Genomic DNA, 14,814 nt, shown 5'->3' with positions numbered 1-14,814 from the left:
CGTGCTTTGGCGGTCGGCCAGGCAGCGGTGCGCCTCGGCCGCCTCGGCCAAAGGCCAGGTGCGGTCGATGCGCAGCTTCAGCTCGCCCGCCGCCAGCCAACGGAACAGGTCGCCGCTGCGCTTGAGCAGCTCCTCGCGGTCCGCCGTGTAGTGCGCCAGGCTGGGCCGCGTGAGGAAGAGCGAGCCTTTGGCGTTCAGCACCTGCGGATCGAGCGGCGCCACGGCCCCGCTCGACTGGCCGAAGAGCACCAGGTACCCGCGCGGACGCAGGCAGTTGAGGCTCTGGTCGAACGTGGTTTTGCCGACCGAGTCGTAGACCACCTGTACGCCCTTGCCATCGGTCAGGCGCTTCGTCTCCGCCTCGAAGTCGGCCTGCGTGTAGAGAATCACCTCGTCGGCGCCGGCCTCGCGCGCCAGCTTCGCCTTTTCTTCCGTCGAGACGGTGCCGATCACGCGGGCGCCGCAGCGCTTGGCGATCTGCACCAGCAGCAGGCCCACGCCGCCCGCCGCCGCGTGCACCAGCGCGGTATCGTTTGCCCCGAGCCGATAGGTGCTGAAGGCGAGGTAGTGCGCGGTCATCCCTTGCAGCATCACTGCCGCCGCGTCGCGCGTGCTGATCCCCTCCGGCACCGGCACCAGCCGCGCTGCCGGCACGATCGCGTACTGCGCGTAGGCTCCAGGCGCGCCCGTGTAGGCCACGCGATCGCCCGGCTTCAGCCCGGAGACCCCCGCGCCGAGGGCATCCACCGTTCCGGCCGCCTCGCCGCCGAGGCCCGTCGGCAACTGGCCGGCATACTGGCCGCTGCGCTGGTAGATCTCGATGAAGTTCACGCCGGTGGCGTCGATCTTCACCCGTGCCTGGCCGGGGCCGGGCTCCGGCAGCGGCACTTCTTCAAGCTGCATCACCTCGGGGCCGCCGTACTGGTGCACGCGGATCGCCTTCATCGCCCGGCTCCTTCGCCGCCACGCTCTGTGCGAATCGACTCGCTCTGCCGGCTCAGCGGCCGGCCGGCGCCGCGGTGTGCAGCCGCGCCAGCGTGCGCACGGGCACCAGCTCGGTGAGAATGCCCATCGCGCTGCGCGGATAGAAGAACGCCGCCGTGGCCCGACCGCCGAGATCGATCTGCTCCAGGCCGCGCTCGCGCAAGACGCGCGCGTCGTCCGGTACGTTGTCCACCGCGTAGCCGAGATGGTGCAGACCGGGGCCGCGCTTATGCAGAAACTTCGCCACGCCGCTGGTCGTGTCCTGCGGAATCAGGATCTCGATCTGCGTTTCGCCTTCGCCGACCGTGACGAAGAAATTGAGCGTGCGCTCCGGCGCGAAGTAGGAGCCGTTCAGCCCGCGCGATCGCTGCTCGTCGAGCGGCAGGCCCAGCTTGTCCACCAGCACGTCGCGGGCCTCGTCCAGCGAATGCGCGACAACGCCCACATGATCCAGCCTGACGATCATGATGCTTTACCCCCGCGCGCAGTATAGCGCCCGTCGCGCCGGCTGCGGCTCAGACGCGCGGGCCGGCCTCCGGCTGGCGCCCCAGCGGCAGGGTGACGGTGACGGTGGTGCCCTGGCCTTCGCGGCTGGCGATGGTGACGTCGCCGCCGTGCTGACGCACGATCTCCCAGGTCTCGGCGAGGCCGCTGCCGCCGTCGGGCGCCCGATCTCGCGCATTGCCGGCGCCGAAGAAACGCTCGATTACGTGTGGCAGATCTCGCTCTGGGATGCCGATGCCGTGGTCGATCACGCGCAGCAGGGCGCTCGGCTGACCGCCGGCATCGACGCGGCCGACCGTGATCAGCGTCGTGCTGCCGGCGGTGCTGTACTTGAGCGCATTGGCCAGCAGATGGCCAAGGGCGCGTTCCAGCCGCGCGGCATCCCACATGCCGATCAGGCCGGGCGGCTCGGCCTCCAGGGCGATGCGACAGTCCGCCGCCTCGTCCTGCTGCGCCGCGATCAGCCGGCGGCAGAGGGCGACGAGGTCGGTGGGGCGGCGCTCCAGTTGCAGGGGACGCCCGGCGTGCAGGCGCGAGCGGTCGAGCACTTCGTTGAGCTGCGCGGCAATGCGCGAAACGGCCTCGTTGATCGCGTTCACAGTGTCGATCACGGCCGCAGACGGCACCTGGTCGCCACGGCCGGCGCGGCGGCCCAGCATCTGCGCGAAGGCTTTGATCGAGGTCAGCGGTGTGCGCAGATCGTGCGACAGCGCCGCCAAGAACTCGTCACGCGCCCGTACCGCCCGCTGCACCTCTCGATCAAGCCGTGCGCTGTCAACGGCCAGGCCGAGCCGGCGAGCCAGGTCCTCGGCCAGCGCCAGGTCCGCCTTCGTGAAACGGCGTCCCGAGGCGGCAGAGGCAAAAGCGATCGCACCAAATGTCTGGCCGCGGGCGCTCAACGGCACGCGCATGAACGAGTTGATACCCAGCCACTGCAGCCGGCGCAGATCCTCATCGTCGATCGCCAGCGCCACCAGGTGACCGGCGGTCATCTCCGGCACAAACACCGGCCGGCCGTGACGAATCACCCACAGCAGCCGCTCTGCATTGGCCTGTTCCGGCTGCGCGCTGCGGATCTGTGCCGTCCCACCGGACGAATCCACGCCGCCCAGGGCCGCACTCTCGCCCACGATCCGGCGCACGCCGCCGGCCGCAGCGAGGTCGATCGCACACCAGTCGGCGAGGCCGGGCACGAGCAGGCGCGCCAGGCCGGCCAGCGTGCCGTCGGCGTCGGCAGCGCCGGCGGAGTCAGAACTGTCAACCGACGCGTCGAGCACGGCGCTGGCGCCGGCCAGGATGCCGGCGCGGCGCTCGGCATCGGCGGTATGGGCAAGCATCACGGAGCGGTCCGCCTCGGCGCCCTGCCCGAAGCCGTCTTGCCGCACGATGCCGAACCCGCCGTTGAGCGCCCCCTGCGCGACGTCCGGCTGCAGCGCCAGGCGCAGGTCGAGGCGTTCGCCGTCCTTGCGGCGCAGCATGACGCGTACCTCCGCGATCTGGCCGCGGGCCGCGCGATTCAAGGCGCGCTGCGCCCGCGTTCGGGACGGCGGCGCCAGCAGCTCAGTCAGCAGGCGACCCAGCAGCTCCCCATTCGTGTAGCCGCTCAACCGCTCCGCCGCCGGGTTCAAGCTGATGAGCCGCCGCTCCCGATCGAAAGCGAAGATCGCGTCCGGATGCTGCTGAAAGAGGGAATGATACGAGGGCGCGTTGCGGTGGGCCGGGGCGGCCGCCTCGAGCGGCGGGAGATCGGCTCGCCCATCCCGGCGTAGCGTATTCCCGTTCAGGTCGCGAGCAATACGTGTCGTGTGCTGTTTGCGGGGCTGATGATCTAGGCTCATGCCACGCCCTCGACCCTGCCGGGCGCGGCCAGCAGCCGCGTTGCCTGCGCTCGGTCCTGCTTTCAGCGTACGCCATTGATCGGTTCTTCGTGCATGGCCGCGGTATCACAGAGCCGCGACAGAAGCTATCACTGATCCGAAACGTTGTGCCCCGCGGCCGTGTCGCGGGATGTAGGCGTTGCAGCCGAGCAGCGCCGGCGCGTGGACCATCGGCGTGCGCCGGCGCGGGCCTGATTCGAGATTGAGCTCGTAGGTCGCAGAAGTCGCATCTTTACACGGCGGCGCCCGCGAGAGCGGAGCGAGCCGCTGAAGCAACGCTGCGTCAGCCGCCGCGCCGCAGGCCGAACTCGGCCAGCACCTCGTCCGTGTGCTGCCCGAGCGACGGGATCGCACCGGCCGGCGTGCGCCAGCCGGAGGCCGCGTCGAAGGGCGAGCGCAGCAGCTCCACCGCGCCCACCTCCGACGGCACGCTCTGCCAGCGCTCGCGCGCCGCGAGGTTCGGGTGCGCGGACAGAGCTTTGGCCTCGCGCTGCTCGCCAAAGGCCACGCCGGCGCGCTCCAGCCGTGCCACCGTCTCCGCCAGCCCCAGCCGCGCGAAGACGGCTTCAATAATCTCGCGCAGCGGCTCGCGGTTGACGAAGCGGCCGGGATTGGTGGCGAAGCGCGCGTCCGTCGCCAGCTCTGGCTGCTCCAGCACGCGCTCGCAGAGCCAGATCCATTCGCGCTGGCTCTGCACGGCGATGTTGACGGTACCCTGGTCGCCGCAGCGAAACGGACCGTAGGGCGCGATGTAGCTGTGAAAGAGGCCGGTGCGCACGTGCTCGCCGCCGTACTTCGTGGTCAGCAGCGGCACGCCCATCCAGTCGGCGATCGTATCGAACAGCGCGATGCTCAGCTCGTGGCCCTCGCCGGTGCGCTCACGCCGGTGCAGCGCGGCGAGCACGGCGCCGAAGACGTGCATCGCGCCGGAGATATCGACGACGGAGAGGCCGATGCGCGCCGGCTGCTCCGGCGTGCCGGAGACCGTCGAGGCGCCGGTCTCGCCCTGGATCAGCGCGTCGTAGGCCTTGCGCTGCTCGTAGGGACCGGAGTCGCCGTAGCCGGAGAGGCTGCAATAGATCAATCGCGGGTTGCGCGTCCGCAGCGCCGCTGCGCCGAGCCCGAGCCGCGCCGCCGCGCCCGGCGCCAGGTTCTGGACAAAGATATCGGCGCGGGCGGCCAGTTCGGCGGCGACCGCGAGGTCCGCCGGGGCTTTGAGGTCAAGACAAACGCTGCGCTTGTTGCGGTTGAGCCAGGCGAAGGTGACGGAGAGGCCGTTGACGGCGCCGTCGTAGCCGCGGGCGAAGTCGCCGCCGTCGGGCCGCTCGATCTTGATCACGTCGGCGCCGAGATCGGCGAGATGGCGCGTGGCAAGCGGCACGGCAACCGCCTGCTCGACAGCGACGACGCGCAGATCCGACAGCGGCAGCATGGGTCGCTCCGAGTCGAAAGGATTTAGTTTCAGGGTACAGGGTCGGGGCGTTGGGCGCAGGGCGTAGGCGATAGGACCGCGGGGATATGAGCCCGATCGGCAAACGCCCGAGGGACGAACCACCCGCGCCTCGGGCGTCAGCGCGGCGGCAGCGCGCCCTGCCGGCGCCTGCCTGCTATCCGGCCGCGGCACGGCCGCCGATGTTGAAGTTGAACACGCCAGGGTTGCTCTTTCCCGAGCCGGGGAAGATTGAGCCGTTCGGTTACTCGCAGCCGGCCACGATGCGTGGCATGCCGAACTGCATCAGGTTGCCGCGACCTTCGGCGTCCTCGCCGAGGGAGGTGACGGCATTCCAATCCGTGCCCCCAGCTCCAGGAGAATGCCTTTGACCGGAACCTGCGCCACCACCCCCTCCACCATCCGCCCGCTGCTATCCGGCACGGGCTGGCCGTGCATGTCGGCCGCCTTCCCGTCCCGGCTACCGCCGACGTACTGCTCGTCGCCGGAAACATGGATGCAGACCGTGTGCTCCAGCGGCGCCGGCTCCAGCCAGGCGTACGAATCGGAGCCGAAAATCACGGCGTTGATGCGGAGGTTGGTGACGTCCAGGAGAAGTCCGTGCCGGCTGCCCCGCAAGATTTCGCCGATGAACACGGACTCCGCCAGCAGCTCGGGCACGGGCGCCACGAACTTTCGGTGGCCGGGCCCAGTGTGTCGCCGGCTGAGCGCGACGGGGCAGAGGTGCCGCGCACAGCCGGCGGACACGCCTCCGGCTACGCGGGCACGGCGTGCCGCCGCAGTTCCCGCGGCAGGTCGAGCTGCAGCCAGCTTTCCACCAGCCGCCCGTGCTCCAGCCGGTCGATACGAATGCCGCCGCGGCGACACGTCTTCCCCATCATGGCGGCTCCCAGGACCGCGCCACTGTGCGTGCCGCTCAGGCTGAAGCGGGTCACGACCTTGTCGCCTTCGGCGATTTGGTCTTCGATGCAGACGCGCAGATCGGGAAACTCGCGCAGATACGCCTGCACGGTCCGCCTGAACCCTTCCCGTCCCGCCGGTCCCAGCACGGCGCCCTGGCCGCCGTGTTCACCGTGTTCACCGTGTTCACCGTGTTCACCGTGTTCACCGTGTTCACCGTGTTCACCGTGTTCACCGTGTTCGATGTACGCGGGGGCGACCAGGCGGTCGATCGGCTCAACGTGATGCTCATTGAGCACGTGCCGAAACAGGCGGCGGATCATGGCCTTATTTACTTCCGCGGGCATGCCGCGTGCTCCTTCCACTGACGAAGACGATCGGCCCGCGGGCGCGCCGGTTTGCGCAAGGCCGGCGCCGCCGATCGCACGGAATCACGGCCTGTTCGCCGCTGCCGGGTTGGTGGGCGCCGGGGCAAAGCGCCGCGGGCAGGGGCGAGCCGATCAAGCGGGACCGCGTGGAGGGGACGACTGGGGAAGGATCGAGCGGCCGGTACGCACGCCCGAATCCAAATGGGCGCGCCGCCAGAGCGATCTGACCAGGAACACCACCGTGATCGCGACGGCGAGGACGACCACGTCCGGCAGGCCGTCGCCGTCGGCATCGTCGGCGGTCGGCTGCGCCGAGTGGTTCAAATGAGTGCCGTCGTGCACCACGGGCCTCGGCGAAACCCCGGCGGCGAAGGTCGGGACGCCGCCGGCGAGCGCATACGATGCGGCAAGCAGCACCAGCAGCAGCGCGCCGGCACAAACAGCGGACCAGCCATGGCGGGGCAGAACAGGCATGGCAACGCTCCGCGATGAGACGATCGCGGTTCTACCGCTACGATAGTAGTCGCACGAATTACCGCGCGACAACCGCCGCCGGGGCACGCCGGCCCTCAGGCACAAGCGAGCGCCGCAGCAGGCGCCTGCGAGGTGTTGATACCGAGCGAGCGAGCCAGGCCGATGCGCACCGCAATCGCGGGCCTGACGCTGCTCGGCAGCCTGATCGGTGCGGCCAGTGCCGCGCCAGCCACACGGCGCCGCCCGCTGCCCGGGAGCCTGACGATCGCGCTGCCAGCTCTTGCCGGCGCCGCGGCGATCAGCCTGTTCTACATCAACACGTACTACCTGCTGGCACCGCTCGTCTGGCTCGTCGGGGCGCTGCTCCTGGCCCCGGAAAGCCGCGCACTGAGCCACCTGAGCACCCGCACGCGGCCATGGTCTACACCGGCTGCGCCGTGGGTCTCTTCCCTCGGTTCCCTGTTCCCTGTTCCCTGTTCCTCAGCTCGACCAGCAGGCGGTCGAGCAGCGCCAGCGCCACGTCGTACTTGCTCAGCAGCGGCAGCTGCTTGGCGCCGTGCTCATCCAGCAGCAGCACGCGGTTCGTATCCGTGCCGAAGCCTGCGTCGGTGGCGGTGATGTCGTTGGCGGCGATGAAGGCGAGCTCTTTGCCGTGCAGCTTGGCCGCGGCGTTCGCCAGCAGATCCTGGCTTTCGGCGGCGAAGCCCACGCGCACCAACCGGCGCAGATCCTCGCGCTCGGCCGCGGCGGCGGCGACGTCGGCGAGGATGTCGGGCGTGCGCGTCAACTCAAGCGTGAGCCCGGTCTGGCCGGGGCGCTTCTTGATCTTCTGCCCCGCGACCTCGGCCGGCTGGAAATCGGCCACGGCCGCGGCCATGATCAGCGCGTCGGCGCCGCGGCAGGCGGCGAGCACGGCGTCGCGCATCTCGACGGCGCGGCGCACGCGCACGGTTTCCACGCCGTAGGGCGGCGGCAGCGCCACGGGCGTGGTGATCAGCGTGACGGCGGCGCCGCGGTCGCGAGCGGCCTCGGCGATGGCGTAGCCCATCTTGCCGGAGGAGTGATTCGAGACGTAGCGCACCGGGTCGATCGGCTCCTGCGTGCCGCCGGCGGAGACGACGATGCGCCGCCCGGCCAGGTCGCGCCCGCGGCCCAGCACCAGCTTGATCGCCTCCACGATCGTTTCCGGCTGCTCCATGCGGCCGCGGCCCATGCGCCCGCTGGCGAGATGGCCGGCTGCCGGACCGACGATTACGGCGCCGCGCTGGCGCAACAGGGCCAGGTTCGCCTGCGTGGCGGGGTGGGCGAACATGTTCGCCTCCATCGCCGGCGCGATCACGAGCGGCGCGGTGGTCGCCAGCACGGTGACGGAGAGCATGTCCTCGGCCAGACCCATGGCGAGCCGCGCCAGTGTTGCCGCCGTGGCCGGAGCGATCACCACACACTCGGCCGCGTGCGCCAGCTCGACGTGCTCCACGGCAAGGTCGGCGTGCACATCGTACATATCGGTGATCACGGCGCGGCCAGTGACGGCGCGCAGGGCGAGCGGGGTAATGAACTCCGTCGCGCCCTTCGTCATCACCGCATCCACGAGGGCGCCGGCCTGGCGCAGCTTGCTGGCGAGGTCCGCCGCCTTGTACGCCGCGATAGAGCCGCTGACGCCGAGCACGATGCGCTTGTTGTGCAGTGGCGAAGGGTAGAGGGTGGAGGGTGAAGGACCATCCGCGCCGGCGTCATCCTGACCGAGCGCCGCGGGGGGCATTTCTGCATCGGGTCCGGCCATCGAGCACCGTCCTGTCGCCGGCGGCGAGCCGGGCTGCTCGGCGCGCTACGATTGTACAGGCAGGCGGCACGCCCAGCCGCGCCTTCGCCTGGTGAAGAACGGACCGGAGCTAGACCCGGCTGCCTACGTCGAACTCCGCCTCCAGCAGTGCCGCGCCGTCCTGTGCCATGAAGGGGAAATCTTCACTTTCGCTGCTGAGCACCACCTCGCGCTCCGTGATCACCGCGGTGCCGTGCCCGTCGAGCACAAGGTCCACGATCCTTCTGGCATAGTCGAGGCCGCGCTGTGTGAGGAACGCCCAGACTCGCGGCTGCGGCCCGCTGTCGTCGAGCAGCCGTCGCGGCACCACAGCGGCTGCCTCATCGGTGATGCCGACTGTTCGGGTAAAGACTCGCAAAGTACTCTCCGAAAGCAATGTCGGCCCGCCTGCCTTCCGCTGCAGGCGCACGGGCGGGTAAACTTTGAGCCGCAGCTTGAACGAAGTATCTCGACGAGGCATAAGTTCCACGCCGATGTAAAAGCCATGGTGCTCGACCACCTGGCTGTAGCAGCGGTACACATAGACGTTACCGAGATCTGTGCCACCGAGGGCGCCACCAGAATACCAGATCTCAACTAGTGGGTATTGTCGAGCAAATACTCGCAATGCACGCGGAAATCCATCTGTATCACGCAATACAGTAAGATTAAGAAACGAAATTGAGGTTAAATCGGTTTCACGCAATACTTGGAGGATGCTGAGGATGGTTGCTTCCAGTCCGAATCTGTCGGCTAGTGGTGTAGCCATGTTTAGGAACCAAGAGTTAGCTTCGAATCCGAACGACCATGCGCAAGTGTCGATGATCAGACCGCGTCTATCCAGCGAAGTAAGCAGATTATCACCGTCGGTGATATCTCGTTCTACCAGAATCGCCGTAGTCATCGAAATACTCCGTGTCTTTGGTCCATTACAGACCTGTATAGCTCTTCTGCCTCTATCTGTGTATGTGGCTCGTATCTACTCTTTTCCGACCAATTCTTTGCGATATTCCAGCTACGCTCCAGCAAAGGATCGGCCTTCTGATCTGCGTCCAAGCGGCCTACTAGGTTGGCGAGGGAAAGCAGCTTCGTGAGGTCATGTGTGAAGCTGTCGTTTGCAAGCTTCCTATCGGGAAACTGATATCGGGCGACCGTCTTCGCGATGCAGGCTTTCAGCGCGCACTCGACGGTGTACCCAATCAGGTAGTACGCGCCGGCATAGTGGCCGCCGTCCAGCAAGTGCTTTGCCTCGGCCGCCCGGACGCGCGCCAGAGCTTGAAGGTCGCTTCGGTTCACCCATGACCTGCAGCGGCGGGTCTGTGGTCGGCGTGCGCCACCTTCAGTGTACCGTACCGCATCGTGTCTGCACGCGGGACGACGCGGTGGCGTACTATGGCGGTCGGTGGTGGAGGCGATGCTGAACGAGGTGTGAGCGCCGTGAGCACGATGACATACGAACAGATCCTGACCGAGACGCGCGGGCGCGTGGGCATCATCCGACTGAACCGGCCATCCAAGCTCAACGCCTGGACCGGGCAGATGAGCGGGGAGATCGCCGACCAGATCCGCACATGGAACGCCGACGCGGGCATCGGCGCGATCGTGCTGGCGGCGGAGGGCCGCGCTTTCTGCGCCGGCGCCGATCTCGGCGGCTTCGCACAGCGCCTGGAGACGCAGCCGGCCACGCCCGAGCGGCGGCAGGGCGGCGCCTCGATCACGAAACTCCTGCGTGAGTCGAAGCCGACCGTCGCCGCGATCCAGGGCTACGCGGCCGGCGTCGGCCTCACGCTGGTGCTGCCCTGCGACGTGCGCATCGCCGCCGAAGACGCCCGCCTTTCGATCCGCTTCATCAAGATGGGGCTGATGCCAGAGCTGGGCTCAACGCGGCTGCTGGCGCAGATCGCGGGCCTGGGCAACGCGACGGAGATGTGCCTGACCGGACGCTTCGTGCAGGCCGAGGAGGCGCTGCGCATCGGCCTCGTCTCGCAGGTGGTGCCGCGCGAGCAGTTGCTGGAGGCGGCGCTGGCGAAGGCGGACGAGATCGCCAACAACCCGACGCGCGCCGTGATGATGATCAAGGAGCTGCTGGCGAGGAACCCGAGCGAGCCGGACCTCGACGCCGTGATGGCGCGCGAGCAGGTCAACGACGAGGCGGCGCGCCGCCTGCCCGACCACCGCGAGGCCGTCACCGCCTTCCGCGAAAAGCGCGAGGCGCGGTTCAACCAGTAGCCCCGGCAACCAAAGAGCAGGAAACGCGCGGGAACCGGCGTACCTTCGCGTCCCCGGCCTGCGGGCGGCGTTACCTTGCCCGTCGCGTCCCGTTATCACCAATAACAGCCGTCGCCCCAAGCCGGGCGCGATGGGCTCACGCGTGGCAGGACGGTCCGAGGCCGCACGCGCGGCCACCCGTGCGCACACCGCTACGCTGCATCGCCCGCACTGGAGAACGCCATGACGCTCACAACGATTACCGAACATGCCTCGATCGCAAGCCGCATCGCCGCCTGCGATTGGGCGGCACTGACACAGGCGCTCGACGCCGAGGGCTATGCCCTGCTGCCGCCGCTGCTCTCGCCGGCGGAGTGCGCGGAGCTGATCGCGCACTACGACGAGGCCGAGCGCTTTCGCAGCCGGATCGACATGGCCCGCCACCGCTTCGGCGAGGGCGAGTACAAGTACTTCGCCAACCCGCTGCCGACGCCGGTGCAGGAGCTGCGCGAGCAGCTTTACCCGCGGCTGGCGCCGGTCGCCAACGCCTGGCAGCAGCGGCTTGGCGCCGAAACGCGCTATCCGGCCGAGCTTGCCGGCTTCCTCGACCGCTGCCATGCGGCGGGGCAGAGCAAGCCCACGCCGCTGCAACTGCGCTACGAGGCGGGCGGCTACAACTGTCTGCACCAGGACATCTACGGCGCGGTCGCCTTTCCCTTCCAGGTCGTCTTTATGCTGACGGGTCGCGAGGAGTACCGCGGCGGCGAATTGCTGCTGGTGGAGCAGCGGCCGCGGGCGCAGTCGCAGGGCCGCGTGATCACGCTTGAGCAGGGCGAAGGGCTGATCTTCACCACGCGCGAGCGCCCGATCGCGGGCAGCCGCGGCTGGTACCGGGCCAACGTGCGCCATGGCGTCAGCCGCATCGCCGCGGGCGTGCGCGCCACGTTGGGCATCATCTTCCACGACGCCGCCTGAGCCGGGCATTGCGCTACAGACGGCAAGGAGCACCCTGATGACTACGCGATTGAACCCGGCCGCAGACCGCATGCAGCCGATCCGCTTTGATCTGCCGGCGTGGAGCAGTTCCGCGCGTGCCTTCCTCGACACTTCGCCCTCGCCGGCCGGGCCGCTGGCCTTCGCGGTGAACGGCGACGGCGCCCTGCTGCGCACGCAATTCCTGGAGGGGCGCTACCCAACGACGATCGAGCAGGAGCTGGCGCGAGCCGGCTTCGGCGTCACACGCGATCCAGAGCGCACGGCGCCGGTGCGGCAGCAGCTTGCAGAGTACGCCGAGGGCCGCCGCACGGCTTTCGACCTGCCGCTGGTGCTGGACGGCGACGGATGGCAGCAGGCGGTCTGGCGCGTGCTGCTGGCGGTCCCCTTCGGCGAGACGCGCTCGTATGGCCGCGTGGCGGCGCTGGCCGGCCGGCCCGGCGCGGCCCGCGAGGTGGGCGAGGCCGTGGCGGCGAATCCGCTGCCGCTGGTGGTGCCCTGCCACCGCGTGATCGGCGCGGACGGCTCATTAAAGGGCTTCACCGGCGGTGTGCACCTGAAGCGCCGCTTGCTGGCGCACGAAGGTGCGCGGCCGGCGCTGGCCATATGATCGGCGCGAGGTAGCGGCGTGCGGCCGGACGCGGAACGGCCGGAAGCGTATACTGCGCATACCTGTTTGCCCGGCCGCGCCGTGAGGCCCCGCGATGGTGCGCTCGCCCAATCCCGATCCGCCGGCGAAGCTAACTGCCTTGCGGGATGCGTCGGCCATTCGGCCAGCGCTACCCATGCCACGCACGCCGCTGCTCGGTCGCGAGGCGGAGCTGGCCGCCGTTCGGGCGCTGCTGCTGCGCGAGGACGTTGGCCTCGTCACGCTCACCGGCGCCGGCGGCTCGGGCAAGACGCGGCTGGCGCTCGCAGTTGCGGCCAGCCTGCAGGATGAGTTCCCAGACGGCGCGGCTTTCGTCTCGCTGGCGCCGCTCGTGGACCCGGCGCTCGTGCCGGCGACGATCGCCGCCGCGCTGGGCGTGCGCGAGGCCGGCGACCAACCGCTGCTCACCACGCTGCAGCGCTTCCTGCGAGAGAAGGCGCTGCTGCTCGTGCTCGACAACTTCGAGCACCTGCTGCCGGCGGCGCCGGTTGTGGCCGAGCTGCTGGAGCACTGCCCGTCGTTGAAGGTGCTGGCGACCAGCCGTGCTCCGCTGCGTCTTTCCGCCGAGTGCGAGTTCCCAGTACCGCCGCTGGCGCTGCCCGAGGCGAATGCGCCGCCCGCACCCGCCGCGCTGCTCGCCTCGCCCGCGGTGGCCCTGTTCAGCGCCCGCGCACGGGCCGTGCGTCCCGACTTCACGCTGACGGTTGAGAACGCCACGGACGTGACCGCGATCTGCCGGCGGCTGGACGCGCTGCCGCTCGCGATCGAGTTGGCCGCCGCTCGCGTGCGCGTGCTGTCACCGGCGGCCCTGCTGGCGCGGCTGGGCCAGAGTCTCAACGTACTCAGCGGCGGCCCGCGCGATGCGCCCGCCCGCCAACAAACCCTGCGCACCACGGTCGCCTGGAGCTACGACCTGCTCTCCGCCGAGGAGCAGCGCTTGTTTCGTGGCCTCGCGGTCTTCGCCGGTGGCTGCACCCTGGTGCTGGCCGAGGGCGTCTGTAGTGCGCGCCCGGACCTCGGCTGTGAAGTGCTCGACGGTATCACAGTGCTGCTTGAGCAGAGTCTGCTGCTGCAAGCCGAGGGCGTGGACGGTGAGCCTCGCTACTGCATGCTCGAAACCATCCGCGAGTTTGCCCTGGCCGAGCTTGAGGCGAGCGGTGAGGCCGATCCGATCCACCGCCGGCTGGTTCTGACGCTGTTGGACCTGGTGCGGCAAGGCGTGCGGGAGTACGCAAGGGTCCTGAACTGGCGTGCCCTGGACGCGGAGCTCGCCAACATCCGGGCGGCGCTGGCCTGGTGCGTGGCGCGGGCGGAACTCTCACTCGGCGCCCGGCTCATGTGGGCGCTCTGGTGGTATTCGCAAGACAGCGGCGGCGACAGGGAGTACGACGACTGGCGCAGGCGGCTGCTGGCCCTGCCCGAGGCAGCACGGCCCGGCCGCTCGCGGGCGCGACTGCTGGCCGGCGCGGCCATGGCCGGGCTGCCGGGCGAACGTCTGGCCGCGGCGCTGCCGCAGATCATGGAGTCGGTCACGCTCAGTCGCCAGTTGGGGGACCGAGACTGCCTGGCGCATGCGGTCTTCATGGCGGCGTGGCTGTACTCGATGCAGGGACGCTATACGGAACTCGTGCCGCTGGCCGAAGAAGCGATCATCCTGAACGGCGAGCTGGGACGTCACAATGTCGTGGCGATAGCGCGCGGCTACCTGACGGGCGCGGCGCTCTCCCGCGGAGACGTGACCGAGGCGCAGGCGCTGACAGAGGCGAACCTGGCGCTCGCCCGTGCCACCGGCGACTCACAGGTGCGCACGATCGCCACCGCATCGCGAGCCACGGTGGCGTTCGCCGGCGGGCAGAATGCGCTGGCGCGGGCGCTCCACGAACAGATCTTGCGAACCATGCGGGCCAACGGCGAGATCAGCGGAAACATCCCGTTCCATCTGACTCGCCTCGCGCAGGTCACGCTGCGGCAGGGTGATGCAGCCGCGGCGCTCACAGCCTGCCGAGAGGTGCCCCAATACTGTCAGTCCTTCGGCCAAACGGCGCATCTCAGCGTCGCGCTCGACCTGCTCGCGCAGCTCGCGGCGCGAGCAGGTGATCCCGTAGACGGGGCCCGGCTGGCCGGCGCCGCAGAGCGCCTGCACGCCAGCCTTGGCGCTTTGAACGCCGACCTCCGCGAACCAGCGCATCGTGCGGCGGTGGCGGCGCTGCGAGCAGCGCTCGGAGCCGCGGCCTTCGCGCGAGCGGCCGCGGCCGGCGAGGCGATGTCGGACGACGAGACGATCAAGCTCGGGCTGGCCGTGGCGGCGGCGTTGGAGCGCGGACGGCTTTCAGCAGAGCCGGTGCTCGAGCTCGCCGGCCAGTGGCCAAGACTGGCGGCAACCGGGCATGCAAGGATGGCGCTTTCCGCCGGTCTGAGCGCGCGCGAAGTCGAGGTGCTGCGGCTGATCGCGGTGGGCAAGAGCAACCGCGAGATCGCCGAGCGACTGGTGATCAGCGTCAACACCGTCTTCCAGCACGTGCGCAGCATCTTGAACAAGACCGGCTGCGCCAACCGCACCGAGGCCGCCGCCTATGCCCTGCGCCACGGGTTGGTCGACTGAGCCG

14 protein-coding genes are annotated in these 14,814 nt (G+C 69.5%); 4 read left to right on the top strand and 10 right to left on the bottom strand.

What is annotated here, in order from left to right; translation table 11 throughout:
• The 10 genes from VKV26_07015 to VKV26_06970 all read right to left on the bottom strand — a co-directional run.
• A partial coding sequence (locus VKV26_07015; protein ID HLZ69648.1) for a quinone oxidoreductase occupies positions 1–945 on the bottom strand: 945 nt, incomplete at its 3' end.
• Positions 946–997: 52 nt separating this feature from the next.
• The gene (locus VKV26_07010; protein HLZ69647.1) at positions 998–1,450 is read right to left on the bottom strand and encodes a VOC family protein; all 453 of its coding nucleotides are present in this window, start codon (positions 1,448–1,450) and stop codon (positions 998–1,000) included.
• Positions 1,451–1,499: 49 nt separating this feature from the next.
• Positions 1,500–3,326, bottom strand: coding sequence for a PAS domain-containing sensor histidine kinase (locus VKV26_07005; protein ID HLZ69646.1), 1,827 nt, complete (start codon positions 3,324–3,326; stop codon positions 1,500–1,502).
• 322 nt (positions 3,327–3,648) lie between these two features.
• Complete coding sequence (locus tag VKV26_07000) at positions 3,649–4,797, bottom strand: CaiB/BaiF CoA-transferase family protein (GenBank protein ID HLZ69645.1); 1,149 nt, start codon at positions 4,795–4,797, stop codon at positions 3,649–3,651.
• Between the two features lie 303 nt (positions 4,798–5,100).
• Positions 5,101–5,475: a DUF692 family protein gene (locus tag VKV26_06995; GenBank protein HLZ69644.1), complete on the bottom strand. Its 375-nt coding sequence runs from the start codon at positions 5,473–5,475 to the stop codon at positions 5,101–5,103.
• A gap of 95 nt (positions 5,476–5,570) precedes the next feature.
• Positions 5,571–6,038 carry an ester cyclase gene (locus VKV26_06990; GenBank protein ID HLZ69643.1) on the bottom strand — a complete coding sequence of 156 codons (468 nt, stop codon included), beginning with the start codon at positions 6,036–6,038 and terminating at the stop codon, positions 5,571–5,573.
• 177 nt (positions 6,039–6,215) lie between these two features.
• Positions 6,216–6,557, bottom strand: coding sequence for a hypothetical protein (locus VKV26_06985; protein HLZ69642.1), 342 nt, complete (start codon positions 6,555–6,557; stop codon positions 6,216–6,218).
• A gap of 421 nt (positions 6,558–6,978) precedes the next feature.
• Positions 6,979–8,340, bottom strand: coding sequence for a bifunctional phosphopantothenoylcysteine decarboxylase/phosphopantothenate--cysteine ligase CoaBC (gene coaBC, locus VKV26_06980; GenBank protein HLZ69641.1), 1,362 nt, complete (start codon positions 8,338–8,340; stop codon positions 6,979–6,981).
• Between the two features lie 109 nt (positions 8,341–8,449).
• A complete protein-coding gene (locus VKV26_06975) occupies positions 8,450–9,262 on the bottom strand; it encodes a hypothetical protein (protein ID HLZ69640.1) in 813 nt (270 codons plus the stop codon).
• Entirely contained in the window at positions 9,259–9,654 is a 396-nt protein-coding gene (locus tag VKV26_06970; protein HLZ69639.1) for a HEPN domain-containing protein, read from the bottom strand. The genes VKV26_06975 and VKV26_06970 overlap by 4 nt, the downstream gene beginning before the upstream one ends.
• Before the next feature lie 150 nt (positions 9,655–9,804).
• Between VKV26_06970 and VKV26_06965 the strand changes: the two genes are divergently transcribed.
• The 4 genes from VKV26_06965 to VKV26_06950 all read left to right on the top strand — a co-directional run bounded on the left by VKV26_06965 (position 9,805) and on the right by VKV26_06950 (position 14,810).
• The gene (locus tag VKV26_06965) at positions 9,805–10,587 is read left to right on the top strand and encodes an enoyl-CoA hydratase-related protein (protein HLZ69638.1); all 783 of its coding nucleotides are present in this window, start codon (positions 9,805–9,807) and stop codon (positions 10,585–10,587) included.
• A gap of 222 nt (positions 10,588–10,809) precedes the next feature.
• A complete protein-coding gene (locus VKV26_06960) occupies positions 10,810–11,541 on the top strand; it encodes a 2OG-Fe(II) oxygenase (GenBank protein ID HLZ69637.1) in 732 nt (243 codons plus the stop codon).
• Positions 11,542–11,578: 37 nt separating this feature from the next.
• Positions 11,579–12,169: a methylated-DNA--[protein]-cysteine S-methyltransferase gene (locus VKV26_06955; GenBank protein ID HLZ69636.1), complete on the top strand. Its 591-nt coding sequence runs from the start codon at positions 11,579–11,581 to the stop codon at positions 12,167–12,169.
• Positions 12,170–12,344: 175 nt separating this feature from the next.
• On the top strand, positions 12,345–14,810 hold the full coding sequence (locus tag VKV26_06950; protein HLZ69635.1) for a LuxR C-terminal-related transcriptional regulator: 2,466 nt from the start codon (positions 12,345–12,347) through the stop codon (positions 14,808–14,810).
• Positions 14,811–14,814: the final 4 nt, after the last annotated feature.

This window comes from Dehalococcoidia bacterium (assembly GCA_035310145.1).
GTDB lineage: Bacteria > Chloroflexota > Dehalococcoidia > CAUJGQ01 > CAUJGQ01 > CALFMN01.
The sequence above is the reverse complement of the archived record's forward strand: the minus strand, read 5'-3'. Positions and strand labels throughout refer to the sequence as shown.